This window comes from Rhizobium grahamii, assembly GCF_009498215.1.
Classification (GTDB): domain Bacteria; phylum Pseudomonadota; class Alphaproteobacteria; order Rhizobiales; family Rhizobiaceae; genus Rhizobium; species Rhizobium grahamii_A.
In genome coordinates, this window is record NZ_CP043498.1 from 616508 (window position 1) to 639178 (window position 22671).

The window sequence follows — 22671 nt, forward strand, 5'->3', positions numbered from 1 at the left end:
TCAAATCTGCGTCATCACGCCTTTGAAGGTTGGAATAAAGCCGCGCTTCAAGTAATTGGCGGCTATGATTTTCTGGATTCTCGTGGCCGCCATGACGGCCGCTGTTGCCGCCGTTCTCCTTTATCCGCTTTTGCGTGGAGCGAAAGCGGCCGCCGATGATCGCGCCGGCGAAGCGGCAGTCTATCGTGACCAGCTTCGGGAACTGGATCGGGACCTGGCCGGCGGGCTGATTTCCGCTGAGGAGGCTGATTATGCGCGCGCCGAAATCGGTCGCCGCCTCATCGCAGTCTCCGGCGCCGCATCGGAGCCGTCCAGGCCGAGAGTTGGCAGGCATCTGTTCACTGAAACCTTCGTCTTGCTGCTGCTGCCGCTTGTCGGGCTCTGTCTTTACACAACGATGGGGCGGCCCGACTTGCCGTCCCAGCCGCTTCAGGCCCGCCTGGAACACCCTGGCAACGACCTGGCGATCCTTGTCTCCAAGGCGGAGCGCCACCTTGCGGAGAATCCTGACGACGGCAAGGGATGGGACGTTCTTGCGCCGATCTACTACAGCACCATGCGCATCGACGATGCCGAGCTTGCCTATCGCAATGCGATCCGGCTGCTCGGGCCGACAGCGGCGCGTCTGGATGGCTTGACGGAAACTCTGATGAAACGGTCCGACGGAACCGTGACCGAGGAGATCACCGCCGTCCTGAAGCAGCTGCTGCAACTGGAGCCGGATAATCCGCGGGCGCGCTTTTATATGGCTCTGGGCCTCGAGCAGGCAGGCCAGAAGCAGCAGGCTCTGGCGGGGTTTCAGGCTCTGGCGAAAGCGTCTGCCCCGGATGCCCCCTGGCTGCCGCTTGTCAACGAGCATATCACCACGAACGGCGGCACGCCGACGCAAGCGCAGCCGCTCGGCAATCCGACGCAGGCCGATGTCGCCGCAGCCGAACAGATGAGCACGGGTGACCGACAGCAGATGGTCAAGGGCATGGTGGAAAGCCTGAATGCCAAGCTCACCGAAAACCCTGACAATCTCGAAGGCTGGCTGCGCCTGATCCGCTCTTATGCGGTGCTGAACGACAGGGAACATGCGGTTGATGCGCTGAAGCGCGGGCTTGCGACTTTTCCGGCCAACGGCGAGAAAGGCAAGCAGCTCCTCGCGCTCGCAAATGAGCTCGGTATAGCCACGGAAGGATTGACGGAATGACGCGCAAGCAGAAACGCCTTGCGGTTATCGGCGGCGGCATGAGCTTCATCATCGCCGCTGTGCTGCTTGTCATGTTCGCCTTCAGCCAATCGGTGGCCTATTTCTATATGCCTGCCGACCTTGCAAAGAATCCTGTGCCGCCGGGAACGCGGATCCGCCTTGGTGGTCTGGTCGGGTCCGGCAGCATCATTCGCGGTGTCGGGTCGACGGTTCAGTTCGCCGTGACCGACGCCAGCGGTGATCTGGTGCGGGTTCGCTATACCGGAATTCTACCCGACCTCTTTCGGGAAGGGCAGGGTGTCGTGACCGAGGGACGTTTTGAGACGGGCAGCGACGTCTTTACCGCGGACACGGTGCTTGCCAAGCACGACGAAAAATACATGCCCAAGGAGGTCGCCGACAGGCTGAAGGCGCAGGGCCTCTGGCAGGAAGGGCAGACAGCGCAATGATTATCGAGATCGGGCATTACGCACTCATCCTGGCGCTGGCCACCGCTATCGTCCTCTCGTTTGTTCCGGCGATCGGTGCGCGCCGTCTTGATCAGGCGATGATGGACGTTGCGCCTGTCGGGTCAGTCCTTCTGTTTGGGCTGGTCACGCTTTCCTTTGGCGTTTTGACTTACGCGCATGTCGTGTCGGATTTCTCGGTCGCGAATGTATGGGAGAACTCGCACTCCCTCGTGCCGCTGATCTACAAATACTCCGGCGTCTGGGGCAATCACGAAGGCTCGATGATGCTCTGGCTGCTGATCCTGGCATTGTTCAGCGCGCTGGTTGCCGTCTTCGGTCGCAATCTGCCGGATACGCTGAAGGCGAATGTGCTCTCCGTTCAGGCCTGGATATCGGTTGCCTTCATTCTGTTTATCCTGCTGACGTCGAATCCCTTCACGCGCCTCGATCCCGCGCCCGCCGAGGGCAAAGATCTCAACCCGGTGCTGCAGGACATCGGGCTCGCGATCCATCCGCCACTGCTCTATCTCGGTTATGTCGGCTTTTCGGTCTGTTTTTCCTTTGCCGTGGCCGCTCTTCTCGAAGGCCGCATCGATGCCGCCTGGGCACGCTGGGTCCGTCCCTGGACGCTGGCAGCCTGGACATTCCTGACGCTTGGCATCGCGATGGGCTCCTACTGGGCCTATTACGAGCTCGGCTGGGGCGGCTGGTGGTTTTGGGATCCGGTCGAAAACGCCTCCTTTATGCCCTGGCTTGCCGGAACAGCGCTCCTTCATTCCGCGCTTGTCATGGAAAAGCGCGAGGCGCTGAAGATCTGGACGGTCCTGCTGGCGATCCTGACCTTCTCCCTGTCGCTGATGGGAACCTTCCTCGTCCGCTCCGGCGTGCTGACATCTGTTCACGCCTTCGCCAGCGATCCGACGCGCGGTGTATTCATTCTCTGCATTCTGCTTCTGTTTATTGGCGGGGCGCTCTCACTCTTCGCTTTCCGCGCACCCTTGCTGTCCGCGGGCGGCCTGTTTGCGCCGATCTCGCGTGAAGGCGCGTTGGTCGTCAACAATCTCATTCTCACCGTCGCCTGCGGCACGGTGTTGACAGGCACGCTCTATCCGCTGCTGCTTGAAACCCTGACGGGAGACAAGATTTCCGTCGGTCCTCCCTTCTTCAACATGACGTTCGGCTTCCTGATGGCGCCCTTGCTCGTCGCGGTGCCCTTTGGGCCGCTGCTGGCATGGAAACGCGGCGATCTGCTCGGCGCCTTGCAACGGCTCTATGTTGCCGCCGCCCTTTCGCTGGTTGCCGCCCTGGTTTTCTTTTACGTCAAGCACGGTGGCCCGGTTCTCGCCGCGCTTGGCTTTGCCGCCGGTCTGTTTCTTGTCTTCGGCGCGATCGCGGATCTCTGGTATCGCGCCGGCGTCGGCAAGGTGGCGGCCAGCATTGCGTTTCGCCGCCTGACTGGCCTGCCGCGTTCAGCATTCGGGACTGCCCTGGCCCATGCCGGCCTTGGGTTGAGCGTTCTCGGCATCGTGGCCGTCACGACCTTCGAGACGGAACACGTCACGCAGATGAAGCCGGGCGAAGTCATCGAGGCCGGAGGATATAGCCTGCGGTTTGACGGGATGAAACCGGCGCGCGGACCGAACTACACCGAGGAGCGTGGGCACTTCACCATCGGGCGTGGCGGCGTCGAGGTCGCTGACGTCTGGTCGTCCAAACGGATCTATACGGCGCGGCAGATGCCGACGACTGAAGCCGGTATCCTCACTTTCGGGTCCAGCCAGCTCTACGTATCGCTGGGCGATGCGACCAACGATGGCGGCGTCGTAGTGCGTGTGTGGTGGAAGCCATATATCCTGTTCATCTGGGGTGGGGCGCTTGTCATGGCATTTGGCGGCTTCGTATCTTTGAGTGATCGCCGCCTCCGCGTTGGCGCGCCTCGCCGAAAGGCGCGGCCTGCATCGCCGGTTATGGAGCCTGCAGAATGATACGCCGCCTGCTCCTCGTTGCCGCCTTGGTGCTCGGGGCTGGGCCTGCATTCGCTGTTAATCCCGATGAGGTGCTTGCGGATCCCGCTCTTGAGGCGCGCGCGCGGACGATCTCGGCCGAGCTGCGCTGCATGGTCTGCCAGAACCAATCGATCGACGACTCCAACGCCGAACTGGCGAAGGATCTTCGGTTGCTCGTTCGTCAGCGTATCACGGATGGCGACAGCGACGAGCAGGTGATGAGCTATATCGTTTCCCGCTATGGCGAGTTCGTTCTTCTCCGCCCACGCTTCGAAGCGAAGACGCTCATGCTGTGGGGTGCTCCGCTGGTCCTGTTCGTGGTCGGCGGGATTTCGCTGTTGGTTTTCGCTCGCCGCCGGACAGGCAAGCCGACCGGCTCGACGCTGACCGCAGAAGAACAGGCAAAGCTCGACGACCTGCTCAAGAGCTAGATCGAGCTCGGCTCCGCAGCAGCGACAGGCCGTAGAACACTGCAAAAGCGAGGACGACGCTTCCCGCGGTCATCGGGCCGGCGGCCGGCGAGTAGATGTCCATGACGGCTCCGACCGTCGAGGAGCCGGCAGCACTGCCGATGGCATAGGCAAGCGCGAATGCCGCACTTCCCGCCACGAGCGCCTCGCCCGCGAAGCGTTCCCCGAGGATCGTCAGGGCGCAGGTATAGAGCGAAAAACTCGCGGTGCCCATGATGCCGAACGCAATCAGGATCGCCGCCTGCGATTCCAGAAAAGGAATGGCGATAAAGCTGAGACCGGCAATGAGCGCCGAGGCGAGGGCGACTCCCGAGCGCGACGTCTTGTCCAGAAACCAGCCGACAAGCGGTTGGGCCAACGCAGTCGGGAGCGCGAGGATCGTGACGCTGATGGCGGCAAACGACTCGGAATAGCCAAGCCGCACGAAATACACAGGCATCGCGGAAATGGCCGCGATGTCGGCAATCGCGAAAGCGGCCACCATTCCAACAAGCAACGGTGCACGGCGAACAAAGCTGAAGAGAGCGCCTGAGGCGGCCTGTTCGGGCTGGGTACGAGCCTTTCGGGTCAGTATCACCGTCAGGAAAGCGACACAGGCGACGTAAACGGCGAGAAGCGCGAAGGCGAAACCGTTCTTGGTGCCGAAGAGCGGGATCGCCAGAGGACCGGCGGCAAAGCCTCCGCACATGCCGGCACCATAGAGCCCCGAAATGCGGCCGCGCAGGCGATCCGGGCAGGCGGTATTCAGCCAGGCTTCGCTGAGCATGAAGATGAGACTGACGCAGACGCCCAACGAGAAACGCGCGACACACCATACCCAAAAGTTGTCGGAACTTGCGAAGACCGAAAGGCTGAGTGCACAGCCGACGAGGCCGCCGACGATCAGCCGGTCACCACGCACGAGCCGCGTCAGCGCCCCGACCGCGAATGTCGCCGTGCCCAGTCCCGCTGCAAAGCAGCCGGCGTTGAAGCCGATCAGGCTCTGCGGGACGCTGCGGTGCTCAAGAACCAGGGAAATCAGCGGGTAGGTCAGGCCCTGCGCAACGGCAAAAGCGGTCACGCCGATGATAACAGCGGCTATGGCCGCGGTGTCGGGCGCGAAATCTGCAGTCGAAATTGCGTGGGTCATTTGCGTCGGTGTCCGTGGGGTCGGCGCATCCATAGCGGTTTGCGCGCAACGCGTCGACACCGAACCTCGGCCGGTTCGGGCGGCAAGCGATATCGAAAGCGTCGTACATTACGAATTTTTCATCGCTCGGACAGTTCGCAGTAAGGTGTGCCGTCCTATATCTTCGTTCATCAGCCGATCCGGTGACTGCCGGTCCTGTCGATGTAAAACGAAGAAGGTGCCACTTATGCTTAAGAATATCAAAGCTCCGTCGCTCAGTACCGCGCTGAAGGCCTCGACCGTCGCGGGTCTTGCCGCTGCGGTGCTTGCAACCGGTATTCCCCTCCAGATCACGCCCTCCCATGCCGAAGCAGTGAAGGTCCAGGCACCGTCCGTTCCGAGTTTCGCAAATGTCGTCGATGCCGTTTCCCCGGCTGTCGTGTCCGTTCGCGTCGAAAGCCGCGTCAACCCGGTGGCTGACGATGAAGGCAATGGCTTCTCGTTCGATTTCAACGGCCGTGGTTTCGACGACCTGCCTGATGCTCTGAAGCCCTTCTTCCGCCAGTTCGGCGAGCAGGGCCCGCAGGGTCATCGCGGTGGTCCTCCCGGCAAGCACTTCGGCCAGCCTGACAGCAAGGGTCGTCTGCGCCCGGTCGCTCAGGGTTCCGGTTTCTTCATCTCTGAAGACGGCTATATCGTCACCAACAACCACGTCGTTTCCGACGGCAGCGCCTTTGTTGCGGTCATGAACGACGGCACCGAGCTCGATGCCAAGTTGATCGGCAAGGATCCGCGCACCGACCTCGCGGTCCTCAAGGTAGATGCCAAGGGACGCAAGTTCACCTACGTCAACTGGGCGGACGATCACAACGTCCGCGTCGGCGACTGGGTCGTTGCCGTTGGTAACCCGTTCGGTCTCGGTGGCACGGTGACAGCAGGCATCGTCTCGGCTCGCGGTCGTGATATCGGCTCCGGCCCCTATGACGATTATCTGCAGGTCGACGCAGCTGTGAACCGGGGCAACTCGGGTGGTCCGACCTTCAATCTCAACGGCGAAGTCGTCGGTATCAACACCGCCATCTTCTCTCCGTCGGGCGGCAGCGTCGGCATTGCCTTCGCAATTCCGGCCTCGACCGCAAAGGATGTGGTTGCTGACCTGATGAAGGATGGCACGGTCTCGCGTGGTTGGCTCGGTGTCCAGATCCAGCCGGTGACGAAGGATATCGCCGACTCGCTTGGTCTTTCCGAAGCCAACGGCGCGCTCGTCGTCGCTCCGCAGGATGGTTCGCCTGGCCAGAAGGCCGGCATGAAGGCCGGTGACGTCGTGACCGCGCTCAATGGTGAGCCGGTCAAGGATGCCCGCGATCTCAGCCGTCGTATTGGCGCGATGCAGCCTGGCAAGAAGGTCGAGCTCTCGATCTGGCGTGCTGGCAAGGCACAGTCCCTGCAGGTCGAACTCGGCACGCTGCCGGCCGATCAGAAGGACGCTTCCAACGACACCGGCGATCAGGCACCGGAAACGCAGGCCCCGGCTTCCGAGAAGGCGCTTGCCGATCTCGGTCTGACCGTCGGTCCGTCGGATGACGGCAAGGGTCTGCAGATCACCGGTATCGATCCGAACTCGGACGCAGCCGACAAGGGCATCAAGGAAGGCGAGAAGATCACCTCGGTCAACAACCAGGAAGTCTCCACCGCCGATGACGTCGTCAAGCTGCTGAACCAGGCAAAGAAGGACGGACGCACCCGTGCGCTCTTCCAGATCCTGTCGAAGGATGGCAGCCGCTTCGTTGCCCTTCCGCTCGACGGCCAGGGCTAACCTCCCCGCCCGCAAGCAGGAGCCGCGCAAAAGGGCGCGGCTCCTTTCCGTCAATGCATCATGGGTGCCGCGATGACGTCTCTTCTACAGGATACAGCTTCAAGTCTTGCCGAAACAACGCCGACGGGTAATGTCGGGCGCATGAAGATTCTGATTATCGAAGACGACCTGGAAGCCGCGGTTTACCTCACGAAAGCCTTTCGCGAGGCGGGCATTGTCGCCGATCACGCAAGCGACGGCGAGAGCGGCCTGTTCATGGGCACGGAAAATACCTACGACGTGATCGTCATCGATCGCATGTTGCCGCGCCGCGACGGCCTGTCCGTCATCAGCGAACTTCGCCGCAAGGCAATTCATACGCCGGTCCTGATCCTTTCGGCGCTTGGCCAGGTGGACGACCGCGTAACCGGACTTCGGGCGGGTGGGGATGATTATCTGCCGAAGCCCTACGCCTTCAGCGAACTTCTCGCCCGTGTCGAAGTGCTGGGTCGCCGCAAGGGCACGCCCGACCAGGACGTCGTCTATCGCGTCGGCGATCTCGAACTCGACCGCCTGTCCCACGAGGTTCGGCGCGGCGGCAAGGAAATCCCGCTGCAGCCGCGGGAATTCCGTCTTCTCGAATATCTCATGAAGAATGCCGGACAGGTGGTGACGCGCACCATGCTCCTGGAGAACGTCTGGGATTACCATTTCGACCCGCAGACCAATGTGATCGACGTGCATGTCTCGCGCCTTCGCTCGAAGATCGAGAAGGACTTCAGCCAGCCGCTGCTGAAGACCATTCGCGGTGCCGGTTACATGATCAAGGATGAGGGATGAGCCGTTTTCGGGTTCTCTTCAAGTCCACCGCAGTCCGTCTTTCTGCCCTTTACATCCTGCTCTTCGCGATCTGCGCCGCAACGCTCGTCTTCTATGTGACCGCGATGTCGGAGCGGCTGCTGACGAGCCAGATCCGCGAGGCCGTGCAGCAGGAAGTCGATCAGGTACAGCGGGCCTATGATTCCGGGGGCATGAATCTGCTCCTGCGGACGATGGAGCGTCGTGCGCGCCAGCCGGGCGCCAACCTTTACATCATTGCCGGCCCTTCGGGCGATATCCTTGCCGGCAACGTTGCCTCGGTTCAGCCGGGTGTGATGCAGGAGGAGGGGTGGACGTCGTTGCCGTTCTTCTACCAGCGCTACGCTGAAGGCGGGCAGACGAAGCGTCATATGGCGGTCGCCAACATCGAAGTTCTCGACAACGGCTTGAAGATCTTGATCGGGCGCGATCTGGGAGAGCCGGAGGCCTTCCGCGGCCTCGTTCGCCAGGCGCTGATGATCGCTTTGGCGATCATGGGGCTGGGCGCGATCATTATCTGGTTCGGCATCGGCAGAAACGCACTGAAGCGGATCGATCGCATGTCGGCCGCCAGCAAGAAGATCATGGCGGGCGACCTTTCGCAGCGCCTTCCAGTTGGTGGTTCCGGAGACGAATTCGATCGTCTGTCGGCGTCGCTGAATGCCATGCTCGGGCGAATTGAAAAGCTGAACGAGGGCCTGCGGCAGGTCTCAGACAACATCGCGCACGATCTGAAGACGCCGCTTACGCGCCTGCGAAACAAGGCCGCGGATGCGCTGGATACGCCTGAAACCGATGTGAGACGTGCTGCTCTCGAAGGGATCATCTCAGAATCCGACCAGCTGATCCGCACTTTTAATGCGTTGCTGATGATCTCGCGCGTCGAGGCTGGATCGGTCGCGGCCGAGATGTCGATGGTAGATCTCTCCGCGATCGTCGCCGATAGTGCCGAGCTCTATGAGCCGGTCGCCGATGAAGCGGGTCTCGCGCTGACGTCGGCCATCGAGCAGGGTGTACAAGTCCAGGGAAATCGCGAGCTCATCGGACAGGCGATCTTCAATCTTATCGACAACGCGATCAAGTACGCCTCCAGCAGCGATGGTGGGGAAATTGCGCTGCGTCTCAAGCGGAGAAGCGACGGTATCTGCCTGCAGGTAGCCGATCATGGCCCCGGCATTCCTGCCGACAAGCGAGACGAAGTTCTCAAGCGCTTCGTTCGCCTGGACGAGAGCCGGTCGAAGCCCGGCACCGGGCTCGGGCTTTCGCTCGTGGAAGCGGTCATGGAACTTCATGGCGGCAGCCTTGAGCTTTCGGATACGGAAACGGATAAGTCGGCCGGACGTGGGCTGACGGTTACGATGGTATTCCCGACAAAGTAGAAGCACTGCGGCGACGTGCGCCTGATGTCGCAACGGGTCAATTTGCGGTTGGCCGCGTGCGTCTTGAACCCTAGTTTATTCGGCAACAGCCGGAGGGACGTGTGATTCCCTACCGGCCGTTTGCTGTAGCCAGGGAGGGCGCATGCTGACGACATCGATGCACAGCCTCAGGGACGTGACGGAAGGCCTTCTCAGGCCATTGAACAAGACCGAGTTGAAGCTGACGCTTGCCGACCTGCAGAAGATCGGCAAGAGCGAGCCTGTCGTCGCGAGCCTGCTCAACGAAGAGAGCGCCCTGAAGGAATTCGTCACCGCTGCGCTGACCTTGTCGCCCTACCTGCGGGAGATCGCAAACATCGATCCGCCCGCCCTGGTTGGGGCTATTGCCGAGCCTCTGGAACCTCAGATCGAGGCCCTGGTCGACGAGGCCAGGAATGCATGGAGACCGACTGGCGCAGGCGCTCCGAGCGAAGCGGACGTTATGAGCCGTCTGCGGATCGCGAAGCGTCGGGTTGCGTTCTTGCTTGCCCTAGCCGATCTCGGCCGGATCTTTGATGGCAGGGTGACCACCGCATGGCTGAGCCGGCTCGCCGAGGCAACCGTCAGCGCTGCCATCGATCACCTGTTGCTGAGCGCCCATGAGAGCCGCAAGCTGCGCCTGAAGGATGTTGAGCGCCCCAGCGAAGGATCGGGGCTGATCGTTCTCGGCATGGGAAAGCTAGGCGCCTCCGAGCTGAACTATTCGTCCGATATCGATCTGGTCGTCTTTTTCGACGAGCAGGCTGGAATTCTGGAGGATCCTGACGACGCGATCGAGGTCTTCCCGCGCCTGATGCGGCGGCTGGTGCGGATCATGCAGGAGCGTACCGCGGATGGCTACGTCTTCCGGACCGACCTTCGATTGCGCCCCGATCCGGGCTCCACACCGCTCGCGATCTCTGTCGATGCTGCGATGATCTATTATGAAGGGCGAGGGCAGAACTGGGAACGCGCCGCCTTTATCAAGGCACGCGCTGTGGCAGGTGACCTGCGGGCGGGCGAGCAATTCCTGCGCGGCCTCGTTCCCTTCGTCTTTCGCAAGTATCTCGATTACGCCGCGATCGCCGACATCCATTCGATCAAGCGACAGATCCATGCTCATAAGGGCCACGGAGCGATTGCCGTCAAAGGCCACAACGTCAAGCTCGGCCGCGGCGGCATCCGCGAGATAGAGTTCTTCGTTCAGACGCAGCAGCTGATTGCCGGCGGGCGCATGCCCGTTCTGCGCTCGCGCGGCACCGAGGAGACGCTCGTCGAGCTGACAAAGGCGAAATGGATCGACGAGGAAACACGCGACGAGCTCATCGACGCATACTGGTATCTTCGCGATGTCGAACATCGCATCCAGATGGTTCGTGACGAGCAGACGCATCTGCTGCCCGAGACCGAGGCGGAGCTGAAGCGCATCGCGTTCATGATGGGCTTCGGCGACACGCCGAGCTTCGCGGAAAAACTGGTGGAGACCTTCCGGACCGTGGAGCGGCGCTATGCCCGCCTCTTCGAACAGGAAAACCGCCTTTCGACGGAAACGGGAAATTTGGTCTTCACCGGGCAGAATGATGATCCGGACACCCTGATCACGTTGCGCAAGCTGGGGTTCGAACGGCCATCGGACATATCGCGCGTCATTCGCACCTGGCACTACGGACGCTACAAGGCGACCCAATCCGTTGAAGCTCGGGAACGCCTGACCGAGCTTGCCCCCGAACTGCTACGCGTCTTTGGCGAGAGCAAGCGCGCGGACGAAGCGATTCTGCGGTTCGACAGCTTCATCTCGGGGCTGCCGGCGGGCATTCAGCTATTCTCGCTGCTCGGCAGCAATCCGGCGCTGCTATCGCTGATCGTCAACATCATGTCGGCGGCGCCGAAGCTTGCGGAGGTGATTGCCGCGAAGCCCCACGTTTTCGATGGCATGCTCGATCCCGGCCTGATGGCCGAATTGCCGACGCGCGAGTATCTGGCCGAGCGGCTGAAGGGGTCTCTGCTGCAGGCGCGGTATTATGAGGAAGTGCTGGACCGGTTGCGCATTTTCGCAGCCGAGCAGCGGTTCCTCATCGGCATCCGTCTGCTGACCGGCACGATCAATGGCGCAATGGCGGCGCGCGCCTTCACGCACCTTGCAGACCTGATCATCGAAGCGGCGCTGAACGCCGTGCGTCAGGAAATGGAGGCATCCTATGGCGCATTCCCCGGCGGCCGCGTTGCCGTTGCGGGCATGGGCAAGCTCGGCAGCTTCGAGCTGACGGCCGGTTCCGACATCGATCTCATCCTGCTCTACGACTACGACGATTCAGCGCCGGAATCGGTGGGCGAAAAGCCTCTGGACGCCGTTCGCTATTTCACGCGGATGACGCAGCGGCTGATCGCTGCCCTTTCCGCGCCGACCGCCGAAGGCGTTCTCTACGAAGTCGACATGCGCCTGCGTCCCTCCGGCAACAAGGGCCCCGTCGCAACACGGATCAATGCGTTCGGAAAGTACCAGCGGGAAGAAGCCTGGACGTGGGAGCATATGGCACTCAGCCGCGCCCGCCTGATCTGTGGCGACGCCGAGCTGATCGCGGAAGCCGAGAGCATCGTAACGGATGTTCTCTCGCGGCGTCGCGAGCCGGCCAAGCTCGCTCGCGACGTCACCGAGATGCGCCAGCTGATCGAAAGTGAGAAACCACCTGCCAGCGCCTGGGATTTGAAGCTCATTCCGGGCGGGGTGATCGATATCGAATTCATCGCGCAGTATCTCGCGCTGGCCGCGCCTGCCAGGGGTGTCGAGGCCAAGGTCAACGGGCTGAATACCGGCGAGGCTCTGAAGCTCTTGGGCGGGCGACTGATTTCCGCCGGTGATGTCGACACCTGCCTGGAGGCTTTTCAGCTTTATACCGAGCTGTCGCAGCTGATCCGTCTCTGCATCGATGGGCTGTTCGATCCCAAGGAGGCGCCTGCCGGTCTGATCGATCTTGTCTGCCGCGCAGGCGATTGCCCCGACATCAAGACGCTCGAAGGTGAGTTGAAGCGGCTCGGAAAATCCGTTCGGCGTATCTTGCAGTCGGTGGTGGTGCCTTAAAGCATGTCTCCCGAAAGTGGTCGTCGGTTTCGGGAAAAAGACATGTGAGAAAACAAGGAGCTAAAGCGCATGAGCGAATCTGAAAGATCGCGACGTGCTTTAGTGCGCAGCGTCCGGAATACGCAGTGAGATGACGGTGCCGACTGCCTCTCGTGACCGGATCTTCATCGATCCACCGTGAAGCATGGTCAGGGAGCGGGAGATCGCAAGCCCCAGGCCGGAGCCGCCTTTGCTCTTTGCATACTGGCTCTGGACCTGTTCGAAGGGCTGGCCGATCTTATTGATCGCGGCTTTGGGAATACCGATACCGGTATCGGCGATGGTCAGGATGACGCTGCCATTGGCGCGGCGCGTGCGAACCGCGATACGGCCGCCCTCATTGGTGAATTTCACGGCATTCGAAAGAAGGTTCAGCAGGATTTGCTTCACAGCCCGACGATCGGCGGTCAGCGTCATGCCATCGCGAATGCACTGTTCGATCTGGATGTTCTTCTCGTTGGCAGGGATGGCCGTGAAGCGGAGGCTTTCCTCGATCAGCGGCAGCAAATCGATCTGCTCGCACTGAAGCTTCATATGGCCTGCTTCGATCTTCGACATGTCGAGAATGTCGTTGATGACGTTCAGGAGATGCTTGCCGCTGTGGTGAATGTCGCGCGCATATTCGTCATACTTGGTTGAGCCAAGCGGACCGAACATCTGATCCTGCAGGATTTCCGAAAAGCCGAGAATGGCGTTGAGCGGCGTGCGCAGCTCATGAGACATATTGGCGAGGAACTCGGATTTCGCCTTGTTGGCTGCTTCCGCGCGTTCCTTTTCGGCAAGGTAGTTCGTGTTCGCGACAGAGAGTGCTGACTTCTGACTTTCGAGGCTCTGGCGCGAGGCGGAGAGGTCGCCGATCGTTGCCATCAGGCGGCGCTCGGAGTCGCGCAGGCGCTCCTGGTTCCGTTTCAGCAGGGTGATGTCGGTACCGACGGAAACCATGCCGCCGTCGCGCGTGCGCCGTTCGTTGATCTGCAGCCAGCGCTCGTCGGCAAGCTGCACCTCGCTGGTGCGGCTGTAACCATTGCCGTCGGCGTCAGCGATGCGGCGTTCAATGACCGGGCGTGCCGCCGCTGCATTGACGATCACGCGCTCGGTGCCGGGAACCAGCACGCTGTCCGGCAGGCCGTAGGCTTGCTGGAAGTGGGCATTGCACATCACCAGCCGGTCGTTCTTATCCCAAAGCACGAACGCCTCGGACGTGCATTCGATGGCGTCGGCGAGCCGCTGGTCGGCTTCGGCATAGCGCTGTGCAAGGCGGTGCTGTTCCGTCACGTCCATTGCGATGCCAATCATATGAACGCGGCCGCCGGTGGTGCGGATCACCTGTGCACGAGCGCGCATCCAGACATAGTGGCCGGCCGCATGACGCATCCGGAAAATCTGGTCGATCTGCTCGAAGTCGCCGCCGGCGACGGAGCGGGCGATCTCGTAAATCCCGCTGTCGTCAGGATGCATGAGGCGGGCGGCATCGCCGAAGCACATGTTCTTGTCGGATGCCGGAAGCCCCAGCATCTCGTACATGGAGCGCGACCAGAAGAATTCCCGCCGGTCGAAATCGAAATCCCACAGACCGCAGCGGCCGCGGGAAAGCGCGGTCTCGACGCGCAGGTTGGATTCCAGGAAGATATCGTCGGCGTCCCGCGCGCGTCTGACCTGCATGTAATAGGCGTAGAGGACAACGAGCAGGATCGAGGAGATGCCGGCAAAGAGCGTGACGTTGAGGGTCACTTCCTCGCGCCAGAGCTTGCTGATCCGATCGAGCGACGTCGCGGCGACGACATAGCCGCCAGAGCTGCCGATCAACGTGATTTCGGCATAGTGCGAACGGCCGCTGATCATCGTTTCGATAACGCCGGCGCGATCGGCGAAACGCCGGGCCGACGAGATGTCGGAAAAGAAATCGCCGACACTTGTGCCGATGTAGGCAGCGCCGGCTGCGGAGGCCGCGAAGACCTTGCCTGTCGGCTGCACGAGCAACACGAACGCATCGTCGTCGAGACGATCCTGGGGCAGGAAGCGGGCAAGACGTTCTTGAGCGGCTGCGACGGTGCCGGCTTCGAACAGGTCGTCGGCGTCCGCGAATGCTGCGGCGGCGGTAGCGGCTGCCAGAGCCGTCGAATGGCGGGCGGCAGCTTCCATCCGGCTGTATTCGGACATCATGCCAAAGAAGTGGGAGGCGGCGACAACCGTCAGGAATGCGACGATAAGGAGGGGGATGGTGCGCTTCAGCACATTCTCGGCATAGGTGAAATTGCGGGAAGGGACATCTGCAGGCGCGGCGCTGCTTTCGGCAAAGCTGTCACGCAACGCGCGCAGCCCTTCGAAATCGACACGCAGCCGTCCCTCGGCCACGGTTGCCCGCCGCACGTTCATCATGTTTTGCCCTGATCCCTCGTGTGATTCGAAGCGCCGCTCGCTTGAACCTGACACAGTGAATCATCGGTGATTCGCCTTGTCCAGAGGAAAAGGTAAAAATCTGGTAACTGATTCTAAGTGCTGATTTTTCTTTCAAACAGCTTGCGCGGCTAACTGTCGTTTCGCCGCGCCCTGCTGCAAATCACCCTTGCAGCGTCCGTTCGACGATGTCGCGAACGTCTGTAGAGAGCTTGTCGGACTGCTGAATTTCGGTCAGTGCCTTGCGTGCATGCTCGGCCCGAACGGGCTCCAGTGAGCGCCAGGAACGCATGGATGTCAGTAGGCGCGCGGCCAACTGTGGGTTGCGAGCGTCGATATCAAGGATCTCGCGAGCGAGGAAACGATAGCCCTCTCCATCGGCCCGTCCGATCCCCGTGGGGTTGGTGAAGGCGAAGGTCCCGATCAGCGATCGAACCCGGTTCGGGTTCGTCCGGATAAAAAGAGGGTTTTCCATGAGTTCGACCACGCGGTCGAGCGTCTTTGCGCCGGGAATGGTCGCCTGGACGGAGAACCACTTGTCGATCACGAGCGCATTGTCCGCGAACCGATCGCGGAAGGTCTCGAGCGCGTCGGCGGCTTCCGCGCTGTCAGGGAAGCGGTGCGCCAGAATGGTCAGCGCCTGCATCAGGTCCGTCATGTTGTTGGCCGCATCGAATGCCGCTTTTGCTCTCGATGGAGACGCTTCGGCATACGAAAGATAGACCAGCGCGGTATTGCGAAGCGCACGCCGTCCGGCGCTCTTCGCATCCGGCGTAAAGTCGCCCGCGGTCAGCATCGTCTCGTGCAGCTTCAGGAAAACATCGCGGCCGGCATCGGCCACCTGCTTCATGATCGCCTGACGGCCGGCATGGATGGCGTCCGGATCGTTGTTGCCGCCGAGTTCACGGGCAATGTCCGATTCACTCGGCAGAGCGAGAGCCTGAGCGCGGAACGCGGGTTCAAGGCTGTCGTCGGCCGCAGCCGCCAGAAGGGGCTCGACGAATGTACGATCGGCGGACGCGGAATGCCCGTCGCGCGCTGCCTTTAAAAGGGTCGGCAAGGCCAGGTCGGTCAGCGCCTGCCAGCGGGCGAAATGATCGGTTTCGTTGCGCGCCAGCAGTGCAAGATCGGCAGCCGTCTGATCGAAGTGCAGCTTGATCGGTGCGGAGAAGCTGCGATTGATCGACACCACTGGACGGGATGCGATGCAGTGGAAGACTGCTGTTTGCGCTCGGTCCGTGAGGTGCAGGATTTCCCCAGCATATTCGGCGCCAGTGACCGACGACGGCTGCAACTGGGCCCCATCTTCGGCAAACAGCGCGAGGCTGAGCGGGATATGCATCGGCTTCTTGTCGGTCTGGCCGGGTGTCGCCGGGATCATCTGTTCAAGCGACAGGGCGAAGGTCTTTGCTGTCGCGTCGTAGCTGCCAGAGGCAGTAACAAGCGGCGTACCTGCCTGCTGGTACCAAAGAGAAAACTGCGCCAGATCGCGGCCGCTGACATCCTCGAAGCACTTGACGAAGTCTTCGATAGTGACGGCCTGGCCGTCGTGTCGTTCGAAGTAGAGATCCATTCCCTTCTTGAACGTCTCCTTGCCGAGCAAGGTCGCGATCATCCGGGTAACTTCACTGCCCTTCTCGTAGACTGTCGTGGTGTAGAAGTTGTTGATCTCGCGGTACTGCGTCGGCCGCACCGGATGAGCGAGCGGCCCGCCGTCTTCCGGGAACTGTTCTGACTTCAGGTGCCGAACTTCCGCGATGCGTTTGACGGGACGCGAACGCTGATCGGACGAGAATTCGTGATCGCGATAGACCGTCAGGCCTTCCTTCAGGCACAGCTGGAACCAGTCGCGGCAGGTAATGCGGTTGCCCGTCCAGTTGTGGAAATACTCGTGCGCGATGATCGCTTCGATATTCGCATAATCGGCATCGGTCGCGGTTTCTGGATCGGCGAGGACGTACTTGTCGTTGAAGACATTCAGCCCCTTGTTTTCCATCGCGCCCATATTGAAGTCGGAAACGGCGACGATCATGAAAATATCGAGATCGTACTCGCGTCCGAAGACGTCTTCGTCCCACTTCATGGAGCGCTTCAGCGCATCCATCGCGTATCCGGCGCGGGGTTCCTTGCCATGCTCGACATAGATCTTCAGAGCGACTTCACGGCCGGACATGGTTGTGAAGGTGTCTTCGATCACGCCGAGGTCGCCCGCGACCAGCGCAAACAGGTAGCTCGGCTTCGGGTGTGGATCGAACCAGGCGGCGAAGTGCTTGCCTTCGCCGTAGCCGGCGCCACCGAGGAAGTTTCCGTTCGAAAGAAGCAGTGGGTTGGTAGCCTTTTCCGCGATGATGTTCACCGTGTAGGGCGCCAGGACATCCGGACGATCCGGGAAATAGGTGATCCTGCGGAAACCTTCGGCTTCGCACTGCGTGCTGTAGATGCCGCCTGTACGATAGAGCCCCATAAGTTTTGTGTTGGCTTCGGGGTTGATGATCGTGGTGATCGTCAGCTCGAAGGGGTCCGATTCCGGGAGGTCGCGAACAGTCAGGCTCTCCGGCGTTGCCGTATATTGGTCGGGAGCCATTTCGATCTGGTCGAAGAGCAAGCCGGCCAAGGCCAGCTCGTCACCGTCAAGCACCAGCGGTGCCGACGTATCGGCGCCCTCGCGCCGATGGAAGATCAATCGGGATTCGACTTTTGTCTCTGTCGGGTCCAGCTCGAAGGTCAGGTCCACACGCTCCAGAACGAAGTCGGTGGGGCGGTAATCTGCCAGATTGATGACCTGGCCGCTGTCTGTGCGCATGGTGTTCCCTGAAGGCCTTTATACGATGCTGTCGCAGGCGGAGTTGGGAGCTCTCCCGCAGACTTGGATGCGGATAATTACATTAAAATCTGAACCAAAGCTAAAGCGAAACGCGCTGCCGCCAAGTTTTGATTGCGTCGGCGCAAGAGAGATACTTGGCCAAACCGGCCGAGCGGCGTCCCGTATCTCACGCCAATCTGCTCGCCCCGCGGACAAAAAGCACGTATCGACAATTATTTGGCAATGGGTCTGTTATTTGCCGGCAAGCGCTGCCACACTCTTCATGCGTCGAGTCTGACGCGCTCTCCCGCCTGCAAGAATGCGAGCTTCCGATGGGGTCGGTTTTCGAAAATCCAATGAGAGGCATCGCGTTCAAGGTGGCGTCGGTGGTCACTTTCGTTGCGATGCAGACCTTCATCAAGCTTGCCGGAACGGGGATCCAGCCGGGGCAGGTGACTTTCTGCCGGTCGTTCTTTGCGCTGTTTCCGATCATGGCCTATCTTGCCTATCGCGGGCAATTGCGCAGTTCCTTCTATACATCGAACCCCGTCGGTCACCTAAAGCGTGGGACGCTGGGGATCATTTCGATGGGCCTGGGCTTCTACGGGCTGATACACCTGCCGCTTCCGGAAGCCATTGCGCTCGGATATGCGACACCTCTCGTGGCCGTGGTGTTTGCCGCGCTGTTTCTTGGCGAGACCGTTCGAATCTACCGATGGACGGCCGTCGTTATCGGCTTGGTCGGAGTTTCGATCGTCTCCTGGCCGAAGCTGACGCTGTTTCGCGAGGGCGGCGTTCAGGCCGAACAGGCCGTCGGCGCCGTAACCGTTCTTCTGGCATCTGTCCTCGGCGGCATGGCGATGATCCAGGTGCGTAAGCTGGTTGAGGAAGAGAAGACGTCGACAATCGTCCTGTATTTCTCGATCACCGCTTCGGTCATGTCGTTGGTGACGGTGCCGTTTGGCTGGGACATTCTCGAACTCGAACCGCAAATGTTCCTGATCGCTGCGGGCTTCTGCGGGGGTGTCGCGCAGATCCTGTTGACGGAGAGCTACCGCCACGCCGACGTCTCCACGGTTGCGCCGTTCGAATATACCTCGATCGTGCTCGGCGGCGTCATCGGCTACGTCCTGTTCGAGGAAGTGCCGACTTCAAGCATGCTGCTCGGCACGCTGGTTATCGTCGCAGCCGGTATATTCATCATATACCGGGAACACCGACTTCAGCTCCAGCGACGTAGCGCGCGCGATCTGAGCGCTTAAAACGCCTCCGCTAAAATATTGATCTCGCACATGTATCGCTTCTGCGACTTTTACGTGTGCGCAAAGCAATTCCGTGAAAATGATGGCTGGCGTCCGGGCACAAGCCGTGCTTACTGAAGATGAATAAACTTCATTTATGTGCGCGGCTGCATGTTCGGTAGGGACGACGGTAGCGGCTTCGGATTACGGAGTTCAGCGCGTGGGGATGCCGGGAAAACCATGTCGTTTAGTGCCGATGAGCTTGCTGCCAATCCAAAATTCATTCTTGGTATTCGTTTTCATGCAGGCAGAATGCGCGGCATGTTCGAGGCGGGCCCGCGTCTGGCAAGATTGCTCGCTTCCCAGCAGCGTTGGCTGCTGACGCAGATGGCCTACGCTCTGTCCATGGAGCGCGATATGGCCGATCCCGCCTCGGGCTTTACAGCCGTGGGGCTCGCCAGCGAGATTACCCCGTTCAAGGTAGCAAGCCGCAACACCGTTTTGAGTTTCATCGATGAATTGCTGACGTATCGCTTCATTGCCTACGAGCCTGGAGAGCAGCGCAAACGGCCACGTCATTACGAGCCGGCCGAGGTGAGCCATCAGGCGATGATGAGTTGGGTATGGTCCAATCTATGCGCTCTCGACATTCTCGATGGGGGTGATCGTGCGCCACAATTCGAAGCGCATCCGCACTGGATACGCCTCATGCAGCCACGGATCGCCAGAAACTGCCTTCGGGATTCTGCCTGGCGGGAGCCTCCCGATAAGGTCGCCCTGTTCCTCTGGAACGACGCGGGGGCCTTATCGTCGATCACTTCATGTCGCAAATCGATCTCGACGGTGATGATCCTGACAACTTCATGGTGGGGCCGATCGACAGCCGGGCGCTCGCCGCCGACTTCATGATGTCGCGTACGCATATGCAGAGGCTGATTGCGAAGGCTGCGCAGCAGGGATGCCTCGAATGGCAGCAGCCGTCAGCGTCGCGGAAACCGCTGCTGCTGATCTCGCGCGAGTTTGTCGATGAATACTGCCGCTGGCAGGCGATAAAGTTCGCCTATGTGGCAGAAGCCTTTGAATGGGCGAAAGCGACGGTGAAATAGACCGTATTGCCGGCGCGTCGCCGGCAAGTCACGTCTGCCTCAGTATTGCTGGAAATCAGCAAAGATCGCCGCGGGGCGGGCGATGCGGCTGCTCGTTCCGGTGCCGCGAGCGGTCATCTGCTCGTTCGCGGCAAAGCCGGAATGGCTGTAGCTCTGTGTGGTGCGGGCGCGATTGCTCGCAGTGCGCAGGGTTTCAAACCTGCAATGCATTGTACGAAAAGGTGCTGTCATTGCCTTGGTTCCTGTTCTGATTCCTCCCAAGACACACCGCTAATATTGCGTTGCACAATGAATTTTGCAACGCATAAGAATACGAAACAGATATGCGTTATTTGCATAACTTATTTCATAAAAGATTTAGAATTGTCTATTTTTAATGCAGATCAGAGATCTGCGATTTTCCGCTTGAGTTCCAGTAAGTCGTTCCAAGCCAAGCGTTTATTGATCGGCGCGGTGAGGAGATCCTGCGGATGCAGGGTGGCGATTGCGGGAACAATATGTCCGCCGGCAGCGATTTCCCGCCATTGACCGCGGAGGCCATGGATCGTGTCGTTCTCGCCAAGGAACACGCGTGCGGCGAAATTTCCAAGCAAGAGAATCACTTTGGGTTCTGCAAGCGCGATCTGACGCTCGATGAACGGCCGGCAGATCTCCATTTCCGCGGAGGAAGCGACACGGTTTCCCGGCGGACGCCAGGGAATGACCTGTGTGAGCAGTATCTGAGCGCGGTCGAGACCGATTGCTGCCAGCATCTTGTCGAGCAACTGGCCGGGGCGTCCCGCAAATGGCGCCCCCTCCCTGTCATCATCGGCACCGGGTCCGGAGCCGATCAGCATGATGCCGCTCGCGGCGTCGCCGCTGGCGAAGATCGTCGACCGCGCGCTACGCTTCAGGTTACAGCCGTCGAACGCCTCGATTGCCGTTTTGAGTTCCGTCAGCGAGCGCGCCGTCTCCGCCGCGAAACGCGCCTGCTGGACGGCTTCGCCATCCGGAATTGCCGGCTGCGGCATGCCGGCCGCGCGGTCGGGCTGTGGTGTCTGTCGTGGGGAAGGGGACGTGCGGGATGCCGCCTGCTGATTATCGCTCTGCGGTGCAGCGGCTGAGGCCGTCCTGCGGGCGCTCTTCAACGCGTCGAACTCGGCAAAGCGGTCGACGGCCTCTTCTTCCAACATCCATTCCACACCGGCTTCTGCGTAAAAATGCAGAAGGGCGGAAAGTTGTCCTGCTGAAAGATCGTTGGCGGAGGAGATCATATGCAAAGCTTATCGAAGCGCTCGCGGCAAGGAAAGCCCGACGCGGGCCTTCAATCCGCTATTGCACCGTCCATTGATCGATATCGTCGCGTTCGCCGATCAGCGCCAGGCCGTGCGCGACGGAAAGAAGCTCACCGCCGGTCTCGATCTTGTCCGTTTCGAAACGTCTGGTGAAGATCTGGCGCACCGCAGGCACGAACGATGTCCCTCCCGTGAGGAAGACCTTGTCGATCGCCGAGGCCGGCGTGTTGGTCTTCTGCAGGACATCGTCCAGGGCGCCCTCGATCTTGGCGAGATCGTCTGCAATCCATGTCTCGAAATCGGAGCGGGTGACGGTGCGATGACCGCCACGGCCGAGCGGGCCGAAATCGAAGCCTGCCTCGTCGGATGACGAGAGCGCCATCTTGGTCGCGGACACGGCTTGATAGAGCGGATAACCCTCGTCGTGATCGACGAGATCAATGAACATCTCGAGCTTGTCGGGCTCGAGCGCCGTGCGGACAAGCTTCTTCAGATCCTCGAACTCGCGGGAGGTCTTGAAGATCGACAGCTGGTTCCACCGGCCGAAGCTCGAATAATAGTTGGTGGGCACTTCTAGTATCTTGTCGAAGCTCTTGAAGTGGCTGCCCTTGCCGATCTGCGGGGCGACGATGTTGTCGATCATCCGATAGTCGAAATGATCGCCGGCGACGCCCACGCCCGAATGACCGATCGGCGTTGCCGAGAGCTTGCCGCCGTTCGTTTCGAAGCGGATCAGCGAGTAGTCGGTCGTACCGCCACCGAAGTCGGCAACGAGAACTGTTGCATCGGATGTCAGGTGCTGTGCGAAATAGAACGCTGCCGCGACGGGCTCGTACACGTAATGGATCTCAGGGAAGCCGAATCGAGAAAGCGCCTCGTTGTAGCGCTCGGTGGCAAGTGCCGGATCGGGATTGGCGCCGGCGAAATGAACAGGCCTGCCAGTAACGATGCGGGACACGTCAGACGGCCATTGCTCACCGGCATAGTGCTTCAGCCGCCGAATGAAGACCTCCATGAGATCCTGGAAACTATGGCGCTTGGCGTGGATCAAAGTTCCCTGGAAAAGGGCGCTGGCAGCGAATGTCTTGATCGACTGCAGGAATCGGCAATCACCCGGATTGTCTATGAACTGGCGGATTGCCGCATGTCCGGCCTCGACCTTCAGCGCCGACGCACCAAGGTGCGCATCCTTCATGAAGGAGAGGGCGGTGCGCATGCTGTCGCTGACGCCAGCTGCGCTCTGAAAGCGCATCGAATGTGTTTCGCGTCCATCGGCCATGGCGATGACGGTGTTCGTCGTGCCGAAGTCCAAACCAAGCGCCTGAGCCATGCTCGCACCTCCATAAGCCGATCGTGTTGTTTGAGACAGGAGCGATTGCTCCGCCAGGGGCGGCAAGGGCACGCCCGTTTGAAGAGCGCGCGTGATGCCACAGCGCTCTGTCTTGTTCAAGAGA

Annotated in this window: 15 protein-coding genes and 1 pseudogene; 10 read left to right on the forward strand and 6 right to left on the reverse strand. The window is 60.7% G+C overall.

Annotated elements, in window-relative coordinates; all coding sequences use genetic code 11:
* The first annotated feature begins 64 nt into the window (after positions 1-64).
* Genes ccmI through FZ934_RS03120 form a run of 4 tightly spaced genes read left to right on the forward strand, consistent with a single transcriptional unit; the run spans position 65 to position 4081 of the window.
* Positions 65-1195, forward strand: a complete 1131-nt coding sequence (gene ccmI / locus FZ934_RS03105) for a c-type cytochrome biogenesis protein CcmI (protein WP_153269873.1) — start codon at positions 65-67, stop codon at positions 1193-1195.
* Entirely contained in the window at positions 1192-1644 is a 453-nt protein-coding gene (gene ccmE / locus FZ934_RS03110; protein ID WP_153269874.1) for a cytochrome c maturation protein CcmE, read from the forward strand. The genes ccmI and ccmE overlap by 4 nt, the downstream gene beginning before the upstream one ends.
* Positions 1641-3629: a heme lyase CcmF/NrfE family subunit gene (locus tag FZ934_RS03115; protein ID WP_153269875.1), complete on the forward strand. Its 1989-nt coding sequence runs from the start codon at positions 1641-1643 to the stop codon at positions 3627-3629. The genes ccmE and FZ934_RS03115 overlap by 4 nt, the downstream gene beginning before the upstream one ends.
* Complete coding sequence (locus FZ934_RS03120; protein WP_153269876.1) at positions 3626-4081, forward strand: cytochrome c-type biogenesis protein; 456 nt, start codon at positions 3626-3628, stop codon at positions 4079-4081. The genes FZ934_RS03115 and FZ934_RS03120 overlap by 4 nt, the downstream gene beginning before the upstream one ends.
* Here FZ934_RS03120 and FZ934_RS03125 read toward each other — a convergent pair.
* Positions 4071-5249 carry an MFS transporter gene (locus tag FZ934_RS03125; protein WP_153269877.1) on the reverse strand — a complete coding sequence of 393 codons (1179 nt, stop codon included), beginning with the start codon at positions 5247-5249 and terminating at the stop codon, positions 4071-4073. The two genes, FZ934_RS03120 and FZ934_RS03125, sit on opposite strands and share 11 nt — an antisense overlap.
* A 226-nt stretch (positions 5250-5475) precedes the next feature.
* On the opposite strand from FZ934_RS03125, the gene FZ934_RS03130 reads away from it, so the two are divergent.
* The 4 genes from FZ934_RS03130 to FZ934_RS03145 all read left to right on the forward strand — a co-directional run bounded on the left by FZ934_RS03130 (position 5476) and on the right by FZ934_RS03145 (position 12357).
* Entirely contained in the window at positions 5476-7044 is a 1569-nt protein-coding gene (locus FZ934_RS03130) for a Do family serine endopeptidase (RefSeq protein WP_153269878.1), read from the forward strand.
* A 141-nt stretch (positions 7045-7185) separates the two neighbouring features.
* Positions 7186-7863 (forward strand): response regulator transcription factor, encoded by a 678-nt coding sequence (locus FZ934_RS03135; RefSeq protein WP_153272349.1) that lies wholly within the window; start codon positions 7186-7188, stop codon positions 7861-7863.
* Positions 7860-9260: a sensor histidine kinase gene (locus FZ934_RS03140; protein WP_153269879.1), complete on the forward strand. Its 1401-nt coding sequence runs from the start codon at positions 7860-7862 to the stop codon at positions 9258-9260. Before FZ934_RS03135 ends, FZ934_RS03140 begins: the two co-directional genes overlap by 4 nt.
* Positions 9261-9402: 142 nt before the next feature.
* Positions 9403-12357 (forward strand): bifunctional [glutamine synthetase] adenylyltransferase/[glutamine synthetase]-adenylyl-L-tyrosine phosphorylase, encoded by a 2955-nt coding sequence (locus FZ934_RS03145; RefSeq protein WP_153269880.1) that lies wholly within the window; start codon positions 9403-9405, stop codon positions 12355-12357.
* 99 nt (positions 12358-12456) lie between these two features.
* Here FZ934_RS03145 and FZ934_RS03150 read toward each other — a convergent pair whose 3' ends face one another.
* Together FZ934_RS03150 and pepN are read right to left on the reverse strand one after the other, a co-directional pair.
* Positions 12457-14775 (reverse strand): PAS domain-containing sensor histidine kinase, encoded by a 2319-nt coding sequence (locus FZ934_RS03150; protein ID WP_153269881.1) that lies wholly within the window; start codon positions 14773-14775, stop codon positions 12457-12459.
* 181 nt (positions 14776-14956) lie between these two features.
* On the reverse strand, positions 14957-17596 hold the full coding sequence (gene pepN / locus FZ934_RS03155) for an aminopeptidase N (RefSeq protein ID WP_153269882.1): 2640 nt from the start codon (positions 17594-17596) through the stop codon (positions 14957-14959).
* 332 nt (positions 17597-17928) lie between these two features.
* On the opposite strand from pepN, the gene FZ934_RS03160 reads away from it, so the two are divergent.
* Together FZ934_RS03160 and FZ934_RS03165 are read left to right on the forward strand one after the other, a co-directional pair.
* Positions 17929-18858 carry a DMT family transporter gene (locus FZ934_RS03160; RefSeq protein ID WP_153269883.1) on the forward strand — a complete coding sequence of 310 codons (930 nt, stop codon included), beginning with the start codon at positions 17929-17931 and terminating at the stop codon, positions 18856-18858.
* 219 nt (positions 18859-19077) lie between these two features.
* Positions 19078-19943 (forward strand): annotated as a pseudogene (locus FZ934_RS03165) (hypothetical protein).
* Positions 19944-19982: 39 nt separating this feature from the next.
* Here the strand turns inward: FZ934_RS03165 and FZ934_RS03170 are convergent.
* The 3 genes from FZ934_RS03170 to FZ934_RS03180 form a co-directional block, all read right to left on the reverse strand.
* A complete protein-coding gene (locus FZ934_RS03170) occupies positions 19983-20174 on the reverse strand; it encodes a hypothetical protein (protein ID WP_153269884.1) in 192 nt (63 codons plus the stop codon).
* Between the two features lie 152 nt (positions 20175-20326).
* On the reverse strand, positions 20327-21193 hold the full coding sequence (locus tag FZ934_RS03175; RefSeq protein WP_153272350.1) for a uracil-DNA glycosylase: 867 nt from the start codon (positions 21191-21193) through the stop codon (positions 20327-20329).
* A 61-nt stretch (positions 21194-21254) separates the two neighbouring features.
* Positions 21255-22547 (reverse strand): Hsp70 family protein, encoded by a 1293-nt coding sequence (locus FZ934_RS03180; protein ID WP_153269885.1) that lies wholly within the window; start codon positions 22545-22547, stop codon positions 21255-21257.
* Between the last annotated feature and the right edge of the window lie 124 nt (positions 22548-22671).

Coding starts and splice junctions, on each gene's coding strand:
- FZ934_RS03180 (WP_153269885.1), bottom strand. CDS start 22,547: ATGGCTCAGGCGCTTGGTTTGGACTTCGGCACGACGAACACCGTCATC.
- FZ934_RS03140 (WP_153269879.1), top strand. CDS start 7,860: ATGAGCCGTTTTCGGGTTCTCTTCAAGTCCACCGCAGTCCGTCTTTCT.
- ccmE (WP_153269874.1), top strand. CDS start 1,192: ATGACGCGCAAGCAGAAACGCCTTGCGGTTATCGGCGGCGGCATGAGC.
- FZ934_RS03120 (WP_153269876.1), top strand. CDS start 3,626: ATGATACGCCGCCTGCTCCTCGTTGCCGCCTTGGTGCTCGGGGCTGGG.
- FZ934_RS03145 (WP_153269880.1), top strand. CDS start 9,403: ATGCTGACGACATCGATGCACAGCCTCAGGGACGTGACGGAAGGCCTT.
- FZ934_RS03150 (WP_153269881.1), bottom strand. CDS start 14,775: ATGATGAACGTGCGGCGGGCAACCGTGGCCGAGGGACGGCTGCGTGTC.
- pepN (WP_153269882.1), bottom strand. CDS start 17,596: ATGCGCACAGACAGCGGCCAGGTCATCAATCTGGCAGATTACCGCCCC.
- FZ934_RS03130 (WP_153269878.1), top strand. CDS start 5,476: ATGCTTAAGAATATCAAAGCTCCGTCGCTCAGTACCGCGCTGAAGGCC.
- FZ934_RS03115 (WP_153269875.1), top strand. CDS start 1,641: ATGATTATCGAGATCGGGCATTACGCACTCATCCTGGCGCTGGCCACC.
- FZ934_RS03125 (WP_153269877.1), bottom strand. CDS start 5,249: ATGACCCACGCAATTTCGACTGCAGATTTCGCGCCCGACACCGCGGCC.
- FZ934_RS03160 (WP_153269883.1), top strand. CDS start 17,929: ATGGGGTCGGTTTTCGAAAATCCAATGAGAGGCATCGCGTTCAAGGTG.
- ccmI (WP_153269873.1), top strand. CDS start 65: ATGATTTTCTGGATTCTCGTGGCCGCCATGACGGCCGCTGTTGCCGCC.
- FZ934_RS03170 (WP_153269884.1), bottom strand. CDS start 20,174: ATGACAGCACCTTTTCGTACAATGCATTGCAGGTTTGAAACCCTGCGC.
- FZ934_RS03135 (WP_153272349.1), top strand. CDS start 7,186: ATGAAGATTCTGATTATCGAAGACGACCTGGAAGCCGCGGTTTACCTC.